Source organism: Mucilaginibacter ximonensis (genome assembly GCF_042686265.1).
GTDB lineage: Bacteria > Bacteroidota > Bacteroidia > Sphingobacteriales > Sphingobacteriaceae > Mucilaginibacter > Mucilaginibacter ximonensis.
This window is the reverse complement of sequence record NZ_JBHUPD010000001.1, coordinates 71,156-89,312: the sequence shown is the minus strand read 5'-3', so window position 1 is coordinate 89,312 and position 18,157 is coordinate 71,156. Positions and strand designations below refer to the sequence as shown.

Sequence of the window (18,157 nt, the reverse complement as noted above, 5' to 3'; positions counted from 1 at the left end):
GTTAACTTGGTTGATTAAGTGAGTAGTTGGTATTATATTCAACTTCTCACTTGGTCAACCATTCACTTAATCAACCACTCACTCAATCAACCATCCCTAAATGGAACGCAGGAAAATAGAGATCATGGATACCACCCTTCGCGATGGCGAGCAAACGTCAGGGGTGTCGTTTTCCATATCAGAAAAATTAACCATCACGCAGTTATTGCTGGAAGAGCTGAAGGTAGACCGTGCAGAGATTGCCTCGGCCCGCGTATCTGAAGGCGAATTTCAGGCCGTTAAAGCCATTACCCAATGGGCGGAAGAACATGGCTATATCGAGCGCATTGAGGTGCTGTCGTTCGTAGATAACGGCGTATCTATCGACTGGATGGTGAACGCCGGCGTTAAGGTTCAAAACCTGCTTACCAAAGGTTCATTGAACCATCTTACCCATCAGCTTAAAAAAACACCTGAGCAGCATTTTAACGAGATCGGGCATGTTATCAGCCTGGCGACGAAGAATGGTATATCAACCAACGTTTACCTGGAAGACTGGAGCAATGGCATGCGCAACTCGCCTGAGTATGTATGGCAGTTTTTGGATTTCCTGTCATCGCAACCGGTAAAAAGAGTTTTGTTACCTGATACATTAGGGGTATTGACACCGCTGGAAACGTTCCTGTTCATCAGCAGCGTACGCGAAAAACATCCAAACATGCACATTGATTTTCATGCGCATAACGATTATGATCTGGGTACGGCCAATGTATTGGAAGCTGTAAAAGCCGGTGTAAACGGCTTACACCTTACCATAAACGGCATGGGCGAGCGGGCCGGGAACGCCCCAATGGCCAGCGCTATTGCTGTACTAAATGATTTTGCGCCCGATGTGTCGGTACAACTGCAGGAATCGTCTATCTATAAAGTAAGTAAATTGGTCGAAACGTTTTCGGGCGTACGCATACCGGCAAACAAACCTATAGTTGGCGATAATGTATTTACGCAAACAGCAGGTATCCATGCAGATGGCGACAATAAAAACAACCTGTATTTTAACAATTTGTTACCTGAGCGTTTTGGCCGCAAGCGCGAGTATGCACTGGGCAAAACATCAGGCAAAGCCAATATTGAGAAAAACCTGCAGGAGCTGGGTTTAAAACTGAATGATGCCGACCTGAAAAAAGTTACCCAACGCGTTATTGAGCTAGGCGACAAGAAGGAAACAGTAACTAAAGAAGATCTGCCCTACATTATCTCTGACGTATTGGACAGCAATATGTACGATCAGAAGGTAGTGGTAGAATCTTATGTGCTAATGCACTCGATGGGTCTGCGGCCCTCGGCCACTATCAAAGTAAATATTGAAGGTGAAGTATTTGAAGAGAATGCCCAGGGCGACGGTCAGTTTGACGCTTTTATGAAAGCGCTGACCAAAGCTTACACCAAAAAGAAAAGGAAACTCCCAACACTGATAGATTACGTGGTACGCATTGCACCGGGCAGCAGTACCGACGCACTTTGCGAAACCATCATCACCTGGGAAACTCCTGAAAAGAAATTTTTAACCCGCGGCCTGGATTCAGACCAAACGGTTTGTGCTATTAAGGCTACGCAGAAGATGCTGAATATTATTTAGTGATCACTGAGCTTAAAAAGGGATGTCATGCTGAGCCTGTCGAAGCACGCGGGCAAAGGCCCATCGCACGCCCTTCGACAAGCTCAGGGTGACAGCCGCCAGTTAGTATAAAACAAAAAGACAATTTATAATCACACATAAAACAATATGAAACTAAATATCGCCCTTTTGGCAGGAGACGGAATCGGTCCGGAGGTAATTGACCAGGCTGTTAAGGTATCAAACGCTATCGCAAAAAAATTCAACCATGAAATTGCCTGGACATCGGCATTAACCGGCGCCGCCGCTATTGACGCTGTTGGCGAGCCTTATCCTGACGAAACGCATGCGGTTTGTATGGCTGCTGATGCAGTGCTTTTTGGCGCTATCGGTCACCCGCGTTTTGATAACGACCCTACCGCAAAAGTTCGCCCGGAGCAAGGTTTGCTAAAAATGCGTAAAGCCTTAGGTCTGTACGCTAACGTACGCCCTACATTTACCTTCCCTTCGCTTATCGACAACTCGCCTTTAAAAAGAGAGCGCATTGAAGGTACCGACCTGATCATTCTGCGCGAACTGACCGGCGGTATTTATTTCGGTGAGCGCGGCCGTAAAGACGATGGTAACACAGCATTCGACACTTGTACTTACACCAAAGAAGAAGTTGAGCGTTTAGCTAAATTGGGTTTTGAGATGGCTTTGCAACGTAGCAAAAAACTGTGCTGTGTAGACAAAGCAAACGTTTTGGAAACCTCTCGCCTTTGGCGTCAAACTGTACAGGCTATGGAAAAAGATTATCCAGAGGTAACTGTAAGTTACGAGTTTGTTGATGCGGTAGCTATGCGCCTGGTACAATGGCCGAGCAGCTATGATGTGATTATTACCGAAAACTTATTCGGCGATATCCTGACCGATGAGGCCTCTGTAATTTCCGGCTCAATGGGATTGATGCCTTCATCGTCTATCGGTGTTCATACCTCGTTATTTGAGCCTATTCACGGTTCTTATCCGCAGGCAGCTGGTAAAGATATTGCTAATCCGTTAGCAACCGTACTTTCGGCCGCTATGATGTTTGAGGATGCTTTTGGTTTGAAAGAAGAAGCCCAGGCTATTCGCGATGTGGTTAACAAATCATTAGCCGAAGGTGTAGTTACTGAAGATTTAGCCGGCAAAAACAAAGCCTACAAAACCAGCGAAGTTGGTGATTGGTTAGCAGCGAATTTATAATTAGCGTTTTGCGGGAAGGATGTCACCCTGAGGCCCTCGAAGGGTGAGCGTAGGCCTTTGCCCTCATGCTTCGAGAGCCTCAGCATGACACCCTTTTTTTATTGTCGGTTGAAGCAATAAAGTCTTAACTTTACCCACAACATAAAACCGTTATTTACAACAAATAACGGTTTTACTTTTTAATATACTATACCCATGAACGCTTCATTAAATTTCGAAACTGCCGCCGCCCGCTTAGCCAACGTTGTAAAACATACCCCACTTATTTACAACCCGCGACTATCAGAAAAATACGGCGCCGAAATTTACTTAAAGCGTGAAGATTTGCAGATAGTTCGTTCCTACAAATTGCGCGGAGCCTACAACATGATTAGCCAACTAAGTGCCGATGAATTGAGCCGCGGCGTAGTTTGTGCCAGCGCGGGCAATCATGCACAGGGGGTTGCTTTCTCTTGCGATAAGCTAGGCACTAAAGGCGTGATCTTTATGCCGGAGATAACCCCGAAACAAAAAGTACAGCAAACCGAAATGTTTGGCAACGGCCGTGTAGAACTGGTTTTAGTAGGCGACACTTTTGATGATTGCCTCAAAGAAGCCCTTGCTTATACCGAAAAACACCAGATGACCTTCATCCCTCCTTTTGATAATTACAGCATTATAGAAGGCCAGGGAACAGTTGGTGTCGAGATCTATCAGGATTTGCCTGACGCCGAAGTTATAGTTATGCCTATTGGTGGTGGCGGACTATCGGCCGGAGCAGGCACCTATCTCAAACAAAAAAACAAGAATATTAAATTGATCGGGGTTGAGCCGCTGGGCGCACCATCCATGCTCGAAGCGTTTAAACACGGCGGACCGGTAACCCTGGAGCAAATAGATCGTTTTGTAGACGGCGCCTCGGTGAAGCGCGTAGGCAATTTGACTTATGAGCTTTGTAAGGATGCTTTGGACGATGTTAAGCTTGTAGCTGAAGGCAAGGTATGTACCACCATACTGAAACTCTATAATGAAGAGGCTATTGTAGTTGAACCGGCAGGAGCTTTATCAGTAGCTGCTTTGGACGAATGTAAAGACCAGATAAAAGGCAAAAAAGTAGTTTGCGTGATTAGTGGCGGTAATAATGATATTGCCCGCATGCAGGAGATCAAGGAGAAATCCTTGCTTTATGAGGGATTGAAGCATTATTTCATTGTCCGTTTCCCGCAGCGCCCGGGGGCATTGAAGCTATTTGTAAATAACGTGCTTGGCCCGCATGATGACATCACCCGTTTTGAGTTCATCAAAAAAACAGAGAAAGAACAAGGCCCTGCGTTGGTTGGCATAGAATTAGCTGATAAAGATGATTATGCCGGTTTATTGCAACGCTTTCAGGAGCATCGTTTTGAGGTGATCGAACTGAATAAAGAGCAGACTTTGTTCGAGTATCTGGTATAATAAAATCACCAAAGAGAGGTATCATGCTGAGCCTGTCAAAGCATGAGGGTAAAGGCCCATCGTACGCCCTTCGACAAGCTCAGGGTGACCCTCCTTGTGAATTTAACCCTACTGCCCGTTCAGGTTCGGCAACTTACGCTGGTCGGGCGGCAAGGCTTTATATTTCTGATAAGAATCGTTAATATAAACTGCCAGCGAGGGACCAGTATTGCTTTTAACATAAGCATAGCTGGGCCGGTAAAGCGCCATAAAGTTTTGCAGCTCCTCGCCTTTTAAGGGAACTAGGCTTGATACGTAAGAGGCGGTGAACACCCTGTCTACATAATTCTCGCGCTGCTCGTTAGAGAAAAACCGCCTCAAACGACGGGCATTACGGCTTTCCTTGGAAAATATCGTACTTGGCGACAAGATATTAATTTTAGCATTCTTATAAACCTCAGGATATTCAGCCTGCGGATTGAATGCAGCCTTTCGCGTTGTCGAAATGGTAACCTCTCTTAGCGCGACACCTAATTGTTTCATTTCAATTTTCAGCGGCTTTTCATTTACCAGGAATAAGGTATCAGACACATATCCCGGCGAATCAAAAACCAGCGTATGCCCCTGCGCTGATTTGATCTCAAACCTTCCATCTTTATCTGCCAATGTTATTTGTTTATTGTTAATGTCTTTAATAAAGACATTGGTTAACTTTTGATTGGAGCCTTCTTCATAAATTGAACCTTTGATAGTTTGTGCTTTAACGGCCCCGGCGGTCATGAGCAGTAATCCGATAAATACCAAATTGCGTTTCATAGGTGTATAAGTTATAGGTAAAATACAAATCAATTATAATACCAATAGTCGGCATTATCGCCTTATTTAACAAATATGTGGCAAACAAAAAACCCGGCGTTTTGCGCCGGGCTTTTGTGTTATTGTTTTTTCCAAACGTTATTATCAGGGTTATAATCAGGTAAGGTTGAATCAGGATTATAAGTTACTGATTCAATCTCCTCTGTCGAAGGGTATCTGAAGCTCCAGCTTACGTTACGCTCCCAGATCTCGCCGGTAAAGTTAACGCGCTCGGTTTTACCGCTTACGGTTTTAATTTCCAATATAACCGGCATAGCCATTTTCTCTAAGTTATCGATAGTGATGATTGAGCCTTGTTTCGGATCGTTGTTGATATACTTAACGCCGCGAACGGCTACGTCCAGGCGCCAGTTGTTCTCGAACCATCCTCTCCAGAACCACTGCAGGCTCTCGCCCGATGCCGCCTCAATAGTACGGAAGAAATCGTCAGGCGACGGGTGTTTAAATGCCCAGCGGTTTATATAGGTTTTGAAAGCAAAATCAAAACGTTCAGGACCCAGTATAATTTCGCGCAGCATCACCAAGCCTGCGCTTGGTTTGCTATATAATAATGTACCGTTGTTTATCTCTTTCAGGTTGTCAGGATTGCTCAGGATTGGCTCCAGCCCCGGGCGCGTAAACATTTTCCATTGCGCTACTAACCTTTCAGGCGTGGCAGGTTTATAAAATTCGCCATTTAATGAGTTGCGGGTTGAAAGGGTGTTAATGAAAGTATTAAATCCTTCATCCATCCAGCCATATAAACGTTCGTTCGAGCCTACGATCATCGGGAACCAGGTGTGGCCAAACTCGTGATCGGTTACGCCCCAGCCGCCATTTAAGCTACAAAACACAATGCCCGGATACTCCATCCCGCCTGCTTTACCGGCCACGCTGGTAGCATTAGGATAAGGGAACTCAAACCATTTTTTAGAGTTATATTCAATCGATGCCTTGATAAATTCAGTGCTGCGGCTCCATTGGCCACCTTTACCAGCGGCAGCACTGCTCTCGAACGGATATGCCGAGACAGCCATACATTTTTTACCGCTAGGTAAATTAATCCTGGCAGCATCCAAAATAAACGCTGAAGATGCGCCCCATGAAGCGTCACGGGCGTTGGTGATCTTAAAATGCCAGGTCAGTTCTTTTTTACCTTGCGGACGAGAAGCCGGGTTGGTCACCTCATCAGCAGTACGGATGAATACCGTTTTTTCGCTGTTAGCAGCCTCTGCCCATCTTTTTTGCTGCTCAGGGGTATATACGTCTTTAGGGTTCAGCAGTTCGCCAGAGCAAACTACAATATCTTTAGCAGGCGCAGTGATATTGATATCGAAATCGCCGTATTCTAAATAAAACTCGCTCTCGCCGGTATAAGGCAAAGTGTTCCAGCCCTGCAGGTCGTCGTACACACACATACGTGGGTACCACTGCGCTACCTGGAATATCTTTCCATTTTTTGACTGGTCGGTGTTAATGATACCCATACGGTCTGAGCCATAATTTGGCGAGATGAATGAATATTCAATCTTCAATTTTAACTGACCGCCCTGTGCTGCCAATTGTGTAGGCAGGAAAACCTGCATACGGGTATCATTGATCAGGTATTTAACATCGATCTCGTTAGTGCCTTTAGCACCTTTTACCGGGCTCAATACTTTGATGGATTTGATCTTAAAACCGGCATCAAACACCTGGCCCTGGCCCCAGTTGCGGCTGCGTTGATTGCCGTTTTGATCAAGCGGTACCTGTGCTATACCACGCGAGTCTTGCTTAAACAAGTTCTGGTCTAATTGCATCCAGATAAAGCCCAGCTTTTGCGGGCTGTTATTAGTATAAGTTAAAACCTCGGTCCCGGTTATCTCATTGGCATCTTCATTCAATGAAGCAGTTAATTGATAATCGGCACGATTTTGCCAATATTTTGGCCCCGGCTGCCCGTCGGCAGCACGCCATTCGTTACCATTTTTGGTGTAGAAGAAAGGCTTGAAAGCGTCATGATAGTCATACTTCGTGGCAGGCGCGTTAGGGTCGTTTACTTCAGTGGCCCTGCCCACACTTAATTGCTGGCGCCCGGTAGCGGGCGTGGTCTGGGCATTAGCGGTGCCCAAGGCTGCGCAAAAAGCCAGTGCTAAACCGGCTGTGGTTGTTAATTTCATTCAGTTAATCTGTTAGTTTGAATAGTAAAAATATAAAATTAGGCGAGCAATTTGTGTAAGAAAATTATTACACCACAGCATGTAGAGACACATAATTGTGTCTCATTACAAAATATCCAAATTTTGTACGAATTGTAGAGACGCAATATCTTGCTTCTCATGCATGATGCCTAAATGTTGTACAAATTACAGACACAAAAAAGACGCAAAATATTGCGTCTCTACGTATATCAAAAAAAGACACAAGTATGTGTCTCTACGGTTATATTATTATTTCTTAAAATGTTGTTTGTAAACATTCTCATCAAAACCAAAAAACAGGAAATCGCCATCTTCAATAACAGGGCGCTTAATCATACTGGTTTTATGTCCGAGTAGTTGTAAGGCATCGTTATTGGTTTTAATACTGTCCTTTGTTTCCTGATCTAACTGCTTCCAGGTGAGGCCCTGTTTATTCATGAATTTCTCGTAACCGGCCTTGCTTTCCCACTCCTGCAATTTTTCGGGGCTAATGCCGAGTTTTTTAAAATCATGAAACTCGTATATCACGTTGTTATCTTTAAACCAGTCTAACGCTTTTTTAACTGTATTGCAATTGGTAATGCCGTAAACTTTCATGGTGTAATGCTATTTAAAGAATTTATAAAATTGTCATTTCGAGCGTAGCGAGAAATCTATACATCCGTTCATAAGCATTGTATAGATTTCTCGCTACGCTCGAAATGACATGAAGTAATAATCTATTTATTAAACTTAGTCATCGTCAACTCTGCACCTATCGCCGCAAAGCTTTTAATCATTTCTATTGATCGGTCAATCAATCCAGGCAGCTCAGGCACTTCGTCGTCATCAAACCCGCTTAAAACGTAATCAACCTGACGGCCTTTAGGATAATTATCGCCCACACCAAAACGCAGTCGGGCGTATTCATTATTACCTAAGGTAGCTTCAATATGTTTTAGTCCGTTATGACCAGCAGCGCTGCCTTTAGGTTTCAGGCGAAGCGTGCCGAATGGCAAGGCAATATCGTCAACCAAAACTAATACATTTTGCTGCGGAATCTTCAGCTCCTTCATCCAATGATTCAAAGCTTTACCGCTAAGATTCATGTAGGTAGTAGGTTTGATCAAATGCAGCGAACGACCCTTGTGCGAAATCTCAGTATAATAAGCTAAACGCATGTTATTAAATTCGGCTCCTTCTTGTTTAGCCAACTCGTCCAATATCATAAAGCCAATGTTATGCCTGGTGTCGGCATATTCCGGGCCAATGTTACCTAAACCTACTATCAGATATTTCATATCGTTATCAGCCGATACAACCGGCGGCGCTGCCGGCGTCGGCGCCGGCGATGTTTTTTTAAAGTATTTAGTAAAATATGGTTTGAAGCGCATTCCCTTAGCCCTTAAAGGGGAGTAATAATTAAGTTGCGAATATACCAAAAACAAAAAAGCGACAGGTATAAACCTGTCGCTTTTAAAAATTTGCCGTCTTATTCCCCTTAAGGATTAGGCGGCTAATTATTTTCTGTTTTCTTGTTCTGCCTGACGTAAAGCACGTGAAGTAGTTACAGAAACGATAGTATCTTCTTTAGTGTTCAGGATAGTTACGTTAGGGAAGCTGATTTCAGCAACTTTAACTGATTTACCTACTTCTAAAGCTTCAATGCTAACGTCGATGTAATCCAGGTGATCTTTTGGTAAAGCTTTAACACGCAGTTTGCGCAATTTCTGCACCAATTTACCACCTACCTTAACACCCGGCGAAGTACCGGTTAAACGTACCGGAATCTCGATAGTAACAGGTTTAGCCTGATCTAACAGCAAGAAGTCTACGTGGATAATTTGTTCAGTTAACGGGTGAAACTGGATGTCTTTAATAATAGCCTGTGATTTAACACCAGCAATGTCAAGGTCGATGAAATGAACAACCGGAGTGTAAACTACGGGTTTCAAATCAGCTGCGGACACCGAAAAGTGGGTTTGTGTAGCACCACCGTAAAGCACTGCAGGTACCAAAGCCTGGTAACGCAGCTCTTTCGCGTCTCTTTTCCCTACGTTCTCTCTTAGAGAACCGCTAATAGCAATTGATTTCATTTTTTAATTTGTTTGTTATTTATTTATTTAGTTTATGGTTCATAGATCATAGTTGATAGTCTAATCCGCATAAAATCTTTATTCTTTTTGTTTTGTCATAGACCACAGTTCAACTATGAACCATCAACTATGAACTATATGCCGCTTATACTTTAAACAGCTGGCTTATGGAGCCATGCTCGTTTACGTTAACTATAGCCTTTGCAAATAACTCGCCGGTTGAAAGGACGGTTATTTTAGGGCTGCTGCGTTTAAGCGGAATAGTATCCGTAACTATCAACTCAGCCAGGGCTGAGTTTTCAATAGTTTCATAAGCATCGCCCGATAAAACCGGGTGCGTACAAACCGCTCTTACACTGCGTGCGCCGCGCTCCATAATTAAAGCTGCTGCTTTAGCCAGGGTACGGGCGGTATCACAAATATCATCTATCAATACAATATCCTGGCCGGTTACATCGCCAATCAGGGTCATTGATTCAATTTCATTAGCACGTTTGCGGCGTTTGTCGCAAATAACCACCTCGGCATTAAAGAACTTGGCAAAACCACGGGCCCTGTATGATCCGCCCATATCAGGCGAAGCAATGGTAAGGTTTGGCAGTGCCAGGCTTTTTATATAAGGCACAAAGATGATCGAACCATCCAGGTGATCAACCGGGATATCGAAAAATCCTTGTATCTGTGCGGCGTGCAAATCCATAGTCATAATGCGGTCAATACCCGCGGCAACTAATAAATTGGCAACAAGTTTAGCGCTGATAGCCACGCGCGGACGGTCTTTTCTGTCCTGGCGGGCTAACCCGAAATAAGGTATAACGGCGTTTACATGGTGGGCTGATGCACGGCGGGCGGCATCAATCATCATCAGTAATTCCATTAAATTGTCAAAAGGTTGATGCGTTGACTGAATCAGGAAAACATCGCAACCGCGTACAGATTCATCAAAATGTGGTTGAAACTCGCCGTCGCTAAAGCGCGACAAACCCGACTCGCCCAGGTTTTGACCGTAAGCATCAGCAATTTTCTGAGCCAACTCTGTTGAACCTGACCCTGCAAATAACTTAACCGTGTTAAACTGTAAAGGCATTTTTTGATTTCGGATGTAGGAGTTATGATTTCGGAATGTCCATCCTTGTCATAAAACCATTGATCAGTCTGTATAAAAAAATTTCGGATTTGAATTTCCTCCGGAGTATATCCGAAACCGAAAACTCGAAATCCGAAATTAAATTGTTGCCCGACCAGGATTCGAACCTAGACAAACGGTACCAAAAACCGTCGTACTACCATTATACTATCAGGCAATCCGCCTCTTTCGCAACCTACGTCCCGAAAAGGAATGCAAATATAAGACGAAATTTTCAAACTCAAAATGGAAATTTGAAAAAAGTAGCCCCACACAACCCTCCCCGGCAGGGGAGAGCCTGACAATCAGCTAAAAAAAGCACAATTTAATTAAAAAGTCTTCGTTACCCGGGCGAGATTTAGCGGGGGCACAATGTTAAAATATGCTAAATACAACCCGCCAAAACTGCAACATCGGCTTAGTTTTATTATTTTCGACGCTTATTTAAACCAAACCGCTTATATCTCGGCAGATGAAATATAACAGAATCAATAATCTTTTTGGCTGGCTGGCGTTTATCGTTGCGTCAGTAACCTACATTTTAACGCTTGAGCAATCGGCCAGTTTCTGGGATTGCGGCGAGTTTATTGCTTGCATTTACCGCTTACAGGTGGCTCACCAGCCAGGGGCGCCTTTGTTTACCATGATTGGTAAGGTGTTTTCCTTACTGTCAATGGGTAACGTCACCAAAGTAGCTTACTGGACCAACATAGCCTCGGCTCTGGCCAGCGGCGCCACTATATTGTTCTTATTCTGGACCATCACTGCATTAGCTAAAAAAATTCTGGTTAAAAAGGAAGAAGATCTGCATTTAACCAATATTGTGCTCATTATAGGCTCGGGTTTGGTGGGCGCTTTGGCTTATGCTTTCTCTGATACTTTCTGGTTTTCGGCAGTTGAGTCAGAGGTTTATGCACAATCTTCGTTATGTACAGCTATTGTTTTTTGGGCGATACTGAAATGGGATGCTCATGCCGACGAGCCAAATGCTAACCGCTGGATAGTTTTCATCGCTTACGTAATGGGCCTCTCCATTGGTATACACTTGTTAAACTTACTGGTAATACCTGCCATCGCTTTAGTTATTTACTTCCGTAAATCAGACAAAATAAATACCTGGGGTACTATAAAAGCCTTTTTTATTGGGGTTATTATTTTGGCGGCCGTATTGTGGGGTATTATACAGTATACGGTAAAAGGTGCCGCTTATTCTGACCTGTTTTTTGTGAATACACTAGGAATGGGCTTTGGCAGTGGCGCTATTGTGTTCTTTCTGCTTTTATTTGGCACCATCATTTTGGGCATCGTTTACACGTTTAACCCTGCCAAAAACACCATCATCGCGGCAGCTTCATGTTTTGTGGCCATGTTGAGCGTCAGCGCGGGCATAACCGGTTTTATTGCAGCAGTTGCTATTGTTGCAATGTTAGAATATGGCTTTAAAATTCGGGAACGCCGCTTCGCGCTAAACAGCTTTTTGGTTTGCACCGCCTTTATTTTATTTGGCTACAGTACCTTTGTGATGATTGTAATACGCGCAAAAGCGGGCACCAATTTAAATAACAGCAACCCGCAGGATGCTTTTGCATTAAACGGCTACCTGAACCGCGATCAGTATGGCGACACGCCCCTGCTTTACGGCAACTTCTTTGATGCGCAGGCGGTTGATCAAACAGAGGGCGGTAACATATACCGTAAAGGTGATACCAAATATGAAATAGCAGGTAAAAAAGTCAACACGGTTTACGATCATAATACCATTTTCCCGCGTATGTTTAGCCAAAAAGCGGGGCATGAGCAGTTTTACCGTCAATGGGAACACCTTGGCGATCACGAAGCGCCAACCTTCGCCAATAACCTGTCGTTTTTTCTGTCATGGCAGGTTAATCAAATGTATACCCGCTATTTTCTGTGGAACTTTGTGGGGCGCGCCAACGAAATGGATGGTCAGATAAAAGGCATTGACGGCGACTGGATAAGCGGCTGGAACTTTAAAAAGCCGTTGCCTTACGCGGTGACCAAAAGCAAAAGCTATAACCGCTTGTTTTTCCTGCCGCTTATTTTAGGCCTGCTGGGGGTGTATTTTCACTTTAAAAAGAACCAGCGCGATGCCGGTGTTGTTGCGGTGCTGTTCTTTTTTACTGGTATTGCCATCTTACTTTACCTGAACCAGGACCCATTACAACCGCGAGAGCGTGACTATGCTTATGCCGGTTCTTTTTATGCGTTCGCGATTTGGATAGGTCTGGCAGTAATCTGCATTGCTGATTTGTTAAGCAGAAAAGAGAAAAAGCTGAACGCAGCTATTCTTTCAACCGTAGTTTGCTTAAGCGTAGGGCCCATACTAATGGCTAATCAGGAGTGGGATGATCATGATCGCTCAACCAAAATGACTCCGCACGATATGGCTTACAATTACCTGAACTCATGCGCAAAGGATGCCATTTTATTTACCTACGGCGATAATGATACTTATCCCCTATGGTATATTCAGGAGGTTGAAGGCGTGCGTCCTGATGTGCGCATTGTGAATCTGAGCTTATTAGGTACCGATTGGTATATCAAACAAATGACGCAGAAAATGAATGAGTCGGCGCCAGTGCCAATTACTATGGACTACAGCAAATACAAACTGGGTACCCGCGACATGATTCCGTATAACGATGCTAAAGTTCCGGGAGCTTTGGAGTTGAAGGATGTTTTTGATTTCATAGTTTCAGATAACAAGGAAGCACAGGCACAATTGCAGGACGGCTCATCTACCAATTATTTGCCGACAAGAAACCTCAAGATCACCATTAACCCTGATGAGGTAATAAAAACCGGAACCGTGCCGGCCGATCAGAAAGATAAAATAGCTTCAGAGCTTGATTTTACTTACGGCAGCAATATGGTTTTAAAAGATAACCTGGCCATTATGGATATCATCGCTCACAATAACTGGAAACGCCCTATTTATTTTACAGTTACGGCTCCGCCGGATAATATGTTAGGGTTGACCAATTATATGTATAATGAAGGTTTCGCTTACCGCTTGCTGCCTTTGAAGCCAGACACCACCATGAACAAAAATGTGATGCAAACCGGCGCTATTGAAAGCACAAACAGCCTCGTAATGTACAACAACATGATGAGCAAGTTTAAATGGGGCAACTTTAAAACAGCGCAGTACCTTGATCATGAGTCGCTTACCCAGTTTTACCCGCTTATTGCACGCCTTACCATGGGCCTTACCGACAACCTGATCAAAGAGGGACATCCCGATCTGGCTAAAAACTTGTTAAACAAATTCAACGACGTAATGCCTGACGGCATACCGGTTCAGGAAATTGCTGTGCGCAAATATTACATGGCCGAGGACGAGTATAAACTGGGCATGACCGCCATGGCTGAGAAAACCGTTAAACAGCTGGAAGACTATCTTACCAATTCGCTAGACTATAATTACACTTTAGTTAAGGACGGGCAAGCAAATCAAAACGAAGTTCAGTTTGGCATTTCATTATTGAATGGTTTGGTGCAACTAACTAAAGAAAAAAACAACCTTACACTAAGCAATGCTTACAAAGCTAAGCTTGATCAATATATTAAGGAGTTTAATATCAATATGGGTAATTAGTCCCTCTTGTCATCCTGAGCAAAGCGAAGGATCTTATAGAAGCGACAAGCAAAGCGCATAAGATCCTTCGCTTTGCTCAGGATGCCAAACCTTTAAAAACAAAAAAGCTGCTATTTGTTGAATAGCAGCTTTTTTAGTTATATCGCTTTCGATGAATTATTCGCTGTCAATCACTACGCCCATTGAGCAAAATTTATCAATACGCTCTTTCACCAGTTCGTTAACATCGCGTTCCTTCAAAGCTTTCAGGTCTTTTACCAACTGTTTTTTCAGAATAGCAGCCATAGCAACGGGGTCTTGATGTGCGCCACCCATCGGTTCTTTAATTACACCGTCAATCAGCTTGTTTTTTAACATCTCTGTCGATGTCAGCTTCAACATTTCAGCGGCACGTTCCTTCTGCTCCCAGGTTTTGAAAAGAATGGTCGAGCAGTTCTCAGGCGAAATAACCGAATACCATGAGTTATCCAGCATCATTACTTTGTCGCCAATACCAATACCCAGTGCGCCGCCCGAGGCTCCCTCGCCTATTACAACACAAATAACAGGCACTTTCAGTACAGCCATTTCCAGCAGGTTACGGGCAATAGCTTCGCCCTGGCCGCGCTCTTCGGCCTCCAGGCCAGGATATGCTCCGGGAGTATCAATCAACGTAACTACAGGTTTGCCAAATTTCTCGGCCAATTTCATTAAACGTAAAGCCTTGCGATAACCTTCCGGGTTAGCCATACCAAAGTTACGGTACTGCCGGTCTTTAGTATTACGCCCTTTTTGGTGACCGATAAACATTACTGTCTCATCATTTAAAGTTCCGAAACCGCCAACAATAGCTTTATCATCGCCAACGGTACGGTCGCCGTGCAGCTCAATAAAATCGTCGCACATTAACTCTAAGTATTGTAAAGTATAAGGTCTTTCGGGGTGACGTGATATCTGCACCTTTTGCCAGCCGGTCAGGTTGCCGTATATTTCCTTCTTGGTAGCTTCCAGTTTGGTTTCCAGTTCTGCTACGGTTGCCGACATATCTAATTTATTTTTTTCCTCCACCTGTTTCACCTTTTCTATCTGGCCAATCAGTTCTGCAAGAGGTTTTTCAAAATCGAAATCAATTTTCATATCATTGAATAAATGAGGGCGCTAAATTAAATAAATCAAACGGCAAATTCATCACTTACGTTTTTCCAGGCTCTCGAACCTGGCCATTTGCTGCTGCGACAACAGATTATGCGTTGATAAACAAGCTTGTAGAAAAGCATTTTTTAACTCACCCTGATACAAACCGTAGCGGTTGGTATAAAATATCAGGTTGCCATCCTGCACCTTGTTATACCGAAACATACTATCCAGATTATGTTCGGTATCAATAATTGAACCACCAATTTGCAAACGCCGGCGATGCAGGTAATTAGCTGCCTCGGTGAGTTTTTTAACTTGTATGGGGCTCAAATCGAGCTCATATTTATATTTCAAAACCTTTTCAGGCAGCGGGTAGTGATTCATTTCGGCAACACGGGCCATATCTTCGCCTGCCTCGCCTTTTAAAAAGGCGTGATATTGTTCATAAGTTAATGTCGGAATGGGTGATTTCCGTGTAGTATCGGTTGCCGGTTGCGCGCGCAGATGCGCTGCCACAAATATCGGCACAACAATTAATAGTGTTTTAATCATAAACTACCTTTGATTGATTACCCGATAAACAAGTTTTTTGTCTTTAAGTTCATTTATTTTAATAATTTCCGGCTACCGAGACAAAACATCATGGATGATCTGGACGAAGTAATAACCCTGCTTAAAGAAAAAGCCGACACTAAACACCGCGCCGGTATGACGAGATTTGCCATAGCTAACGAAAAAGCACTGGGGGTAAAAATCCCTGAGGTAAGAAAAATTGCGAAGCTTGTCAAAAAAGACCACGTGCTGGCCCAGGCACTTTGGGAGACCGACATTCATGAAGCCAGAATACTGGCCTCGATGGTGGATGATCCAAAACAAGTAACCCCGCAACAAATTGATAGCTGGACCAAAGATTTTACCACCTGGGATGTATGCGACCAGGTTTGCGGCAACCTGTTTGACCGTACGCCATACGTAATAGAAAAAGCTTTGCAGTTTAGCTTACGCGAAGAAGAGTTTGTTAAACGCGCAGGCTTTGTATTAATGGCCGGGTACGCCGTACACGGTAAAAAAGCCGGGGATGATGTCTTTATCAATTTCTTCCCTATCATTGAGCGCGAGGCCTGCGACGACCGCAACTTTGTAAAGAAGGCCGTTAACTGGGCGCTGCGCCAAATAGGCAAGCGCAGCCACAGTTTGCGGCCACTGGCTATTCAATGTGCTGAGCGCATTTTACTACAAAATAGCAAAGCGGCTAAATGGATTGCCAATGATGCGTTGCGAGAACTGAGAAGATAATTTTCTGCCCTTACATCCGCCGTGTCATTACTTCGTCGTCGTAATGGTGGCTTTATAAATTGCGCTTGTGCTAATTTTTCCATATCAACACCCAAAAATTATATATTTGCCGCTATTATGAGTAACAACACCGACGATCTGTTTAAAAATGTTATAGCCCATGCTAAAGAGTATGGTTTTGTTTTTCCGTCAAGCGAAATTTATGATGGCCTGAGCGCCGTTTACGATTACGGCCAGTTTGGCGCCGAGCTTAAAAACAACATCAAAACTTACTGGTGGAAGGCTATGGTGCAGTTAAATGAAAACATCGTCGGTATTGACTCTGCCATTTTCATGCATCCTAAAATCTGGAAGGCCAGCGGCCACGTTGACGGCTTTAGCGACCCCATGATTGATAACAAGGATTCAAAAAAACGCTATCGCGCCGACCAACTATTAGAGGATAAAATAGCCAAATACGACGAGGAGGGCAAAACCAACGAGGCCGAAGAACTTCAGGTGGAAATGGATAATGCCCTTAAAGCCGAGAATCTGCCGCGGCTGCGCGAATTAATTATTGAGCATAATATCAAATGCCCTATCAGCGGCACTGCTAACTGGACAGAGGTGCGTCAGTTTAACCTGATGTTTAGCACCCAGATGGGCGCTGTGGCCGACGAAGCCGACGTGGTTTATCTGCGCCCTGAAACGGCGCAAGGTATATTTGTAAACTACCTGAACGTGCAAAAATCTGGCAGGATGAAAATCCCATTCGGTATTGCACAAATTGGTAAGGCTTTCCGTAACGAGGTTATAGCCCGCCAGTTTATTATCCGCATGCGCGAGTTTGAACAAATGGAGATGCAATTCTTTGTTCGCCCGGGCACGCAGAAAGAGTGGTTTGATAAATGGAAAGAAACCCGTTTAAAATGGCACCTGGCTCTGGGCACCAATCCGGATAAATACCGTTACCATGAGCATACCAAACTGGCTCACTATGCCGATGCCGCTTATGACATCGAATTTGAGTTCCCGTTTGGGTTTAAAGAGGTTGAAGGCATTCACAGCCGTACTGATTTTGATTTGAGTCAGCATCAGCAATATTCAGGCAAAAAAATGCAATATTTTGATCCTGAGATTGACCCGGCTACTGACAAACCTTATGGAAACTACATTCCGTATGTTATAGAAACGTCAATCGGTTTGGACCGAATGTTTTTACTGACGATGATCAATGCTTACGAGGAAGAAGACCTGAGTACTGACGAAAAACAAGACAGCCGTACGGTTTTACGCCTGCATCCTGCACTGGCCCCGGTTAAAGCTGCCATTTTCCCGCTAACCAAAAAGGACGGTTTACCGGAGAAGGCCCGCGAAATTATGGACAAGCTGAAACTGGATTTCAATTTGCAGTACGAAGAAAAAGACGCTATAGGTAAACGCTACCGCCGCCAGGATGCTATTGGCACACCGTTTTGTATTACTGTTGACCACCAAACACTGGAAGACAACACCGTTACCATACGCCATCGCGACAGTATGGAACAAGAACGCGTAGCAGCAGATAACCTGGATAAAATAATCGGCGATTTAGTAAGCTGGAAAAATTTATTAAAATAGGCAACACTTATTTAACCAGTGCGTACAAAGAAGCCTGATCAAGCAATTTGATCA

Annotated in this window: 14 protein-coding genes and 1 tRNA gene; 6 read left to right on the top strand and 9 right to left on the bottom strand. The window is 44.0% G+C overall.

Going from position 1 to position 18,157, the window contains the following annotated elements; all coding sequences use genetic code 11:
* Window positions 1–100: 100 nt before the first annotated feature.
* The 3 genes from ACFS5N_RS00410 (at window position 101) to ilvA (ending at window position 4,258) form a co-directional block, all read left to right on the top strand.
* Window positions 101–1,618 carry an alpha-isopropylmalate synthase regulatory domain-containing protein gene (locus tag ACFS5N_RS00410; RefSeq protein WP_377181056.1) on the top strand — a complete coding sequence of 506 codons (1,518 nt, stop codon included), beginning with the start codon at window positions 101–103 and terminating at the stop codon, window positions 1,616–1,618.
* Window positions 1,619–1,765: 147 nt separating this feature from the next.
* Entirely contained in the window at window positions 1,766–2,824 is a 1,059-nt protein-coding gene (gene leuB, locus ACFS5N_RS00405; protein ID WP_377181054.1) for a 3-isopropylmalate dehydrogenase, read from the top strand.
* Between the two features lie 195 nt (window positions 2,825–3,019).
* Window positions 3,020–4,258 (top strand): threonine ammonia-lyase IlvA, encoded by a 1,239-nt coding sequence (gene ilvA / locus ACFS5N_RS00400; protein ID WP_377181052.1) that lies wholly within the window; start codon window positions 3,020–3,022, stop codon window positions 4,256–4,258.
* Window positions 4,259–4,366: 108 nt separating this feature from the next.
* On the opposite strand, the gene ACFS5N_RS00395 is transcribed toward ilvA, so the two are convergent.
* The 7 genes from ACFS5N_RS00395 to ACFS5N_RS00365 all read right to left on the bottom strand — a co-directional run bounded on the left by ACFS5N_RS00395 (window position 4,367) and on the right by ACFS5N_RS00365 (window position 10,651).
* Window positions 4,367–5,053, bottom strand: a complete 687-nt coding sequence (locus tag ACFS5N_RS00395) for a hypothetical protein (RefSeq protein ID WP_377181050.1) — start codon at window positions 5,051–5,053, stop codon at window positions 4,367–4,369.
* 119 nt (window positions 5,054–5,172) lie between these two features.
* Window positions 5,173–7,251 (bottom strand): M1 family metallopeptidase, encoded by a 2,079-nt coding sequence (locus ACFS5N_RS00390; RefSeq protein ID WP_377181049.1) that lies wholly within the window; start codon window positions 7,249–7,251, stop codon window positions 5,173–5,175.
* Between the two features lie 270 nt (window positions 7,252–7,521).
* On the bottom strand, window positions 7,522–7,869 hold the full coding sequence (locus tag ACFS5N_RS00385) for a Spx/MgsR family RNA polymerase-binding regulatory protein (protein ID WP_377181047.1): 348 nt from the start codon (window positions 7,867–7,869) through the stop codon (window positions 7,522–7,524).
* Between the two features lie 122 nt (window positions 7,870–7,991).
* Window positions 7,992–8,552, bottom strand: a complete 561-nt coding sequence (gene pth, locus ACFS5N_RS00380) for an aminoacyl-tRNA hydrolase (RefSeq protein ID WP_377183872.1) — start codon at window positions 8,550–8,552, stop codon at window positions 7,992–7,994.
* A 219-nt stretch (window positions 8,553–8,771) separates the two neighbouring features.
* Window positions 8,772–9,347 (bottom strand): 50S ribosomal protein L25/general stress protein Ctc, encoded by a 576-nt coding sequence (locus ACFS5N_RS00375; protein WP_377181045.1) that lies wholly within the window; start codon window positions 9,345–9,347, stop codon window positions 8,772–8,774.
* A gap of 145 nt (window positions 9,348–9,492) precedes the next feature.
* Entirely contained in the window at window positions 9,493–10,434 is a 942-nt protein-coding gene (locus tag ACFS5N_RS00370; protein ID WP_377181043.1) for a ribose-phosphate pyrophosphokinase, read from the bottom strand.
* 146 nt (window positions 10,435–10,580) lie between these two features.
* A tRNA-Gln gene (locus ACFS5N_RS00365) sits at window positions 10,581–10,651 on the bottom strand.
* A 294-nt stretch (window positions 10,652–10,945) separates the two neighbouring features.
* Between ACFS5N_RS00365 and ACFS5N_RS00360 the strand changes: the two genes are divergently transcribed.
* Window positions 10,946–14,092, top strand: a complete 3,147-nt coding sequence (locus ACFS5N_RS00360; RefSeq protein ID WP_377181041.1) for a protein O-mannosyl-transferase family — start codon at window positions 10,946–10,948, stop codon at window positions 14,090–14,092.
* A gap of 156 nt (window positions 14,093–14,248) precedes the next feature.
* Here ACFS5N_RS00360 and ACFS5N_RS00355 read toward each other — a convergent pair whose 3' ends face one another.
* Entirely contained in the window at window positions 14,249–15,208 is a 960-nt protein-coding gene (locus tag ACFS5N_RS00355) for an acetyl-CoA carboxylase carboxyltransferase subunit alpha (RefSeq protein WP_377181039.1), read from the bottom strand.
* A 51-nt stretch (window positions 15,209–15,259) separates the two neighbouring features.
* Window positions 15,260–15,760 (bottom strand): hypothetical protein, encoded by a 501-nt coding sequence (locus ACFS5N_RS00350; RefSeq protein ID WP_377181037.1) that lies wholly within the window; start codon window positions 15,758–15,760, stop codon window positions 15,260–15,262.
* 90 nt (window positions 15,761–15,850) lie between these two features.
* On the opposite strand from ACFS5N_RS00350, the gene ACFS5N_RS00345 reads away from it, so the two are divergent.
* Together ACFS5N_RS00345 and ACFS5N_RS00340 are read left to right on the top strand one after the other, a co-directional pair.
* Window positions 15,851–16,504, top strand: a complete 654-nt coding sequence (locus tag ACFS5N_RS00345; RefSeq protein ID WP_377181035.1) for a DNA alkylation repair protein — start codon at window positions 15,851–15,853, stop codon at window positions 16,502–16,504.
* Window positions 16,505–16,621: 117 nt separating this feature from the next.
* A complete protein-coding gene (locus ACFS5N_RS00340) occupies window positions 16,622–18,103 on the top strand; it encodes a glycine--tRNA ligase (RefSeq protein WP_377181033.1) in 1,482 nt (493 codons plus the stop codon).
* Window positions 18,104–18,157: the final 54 nt, after the last annotated feature.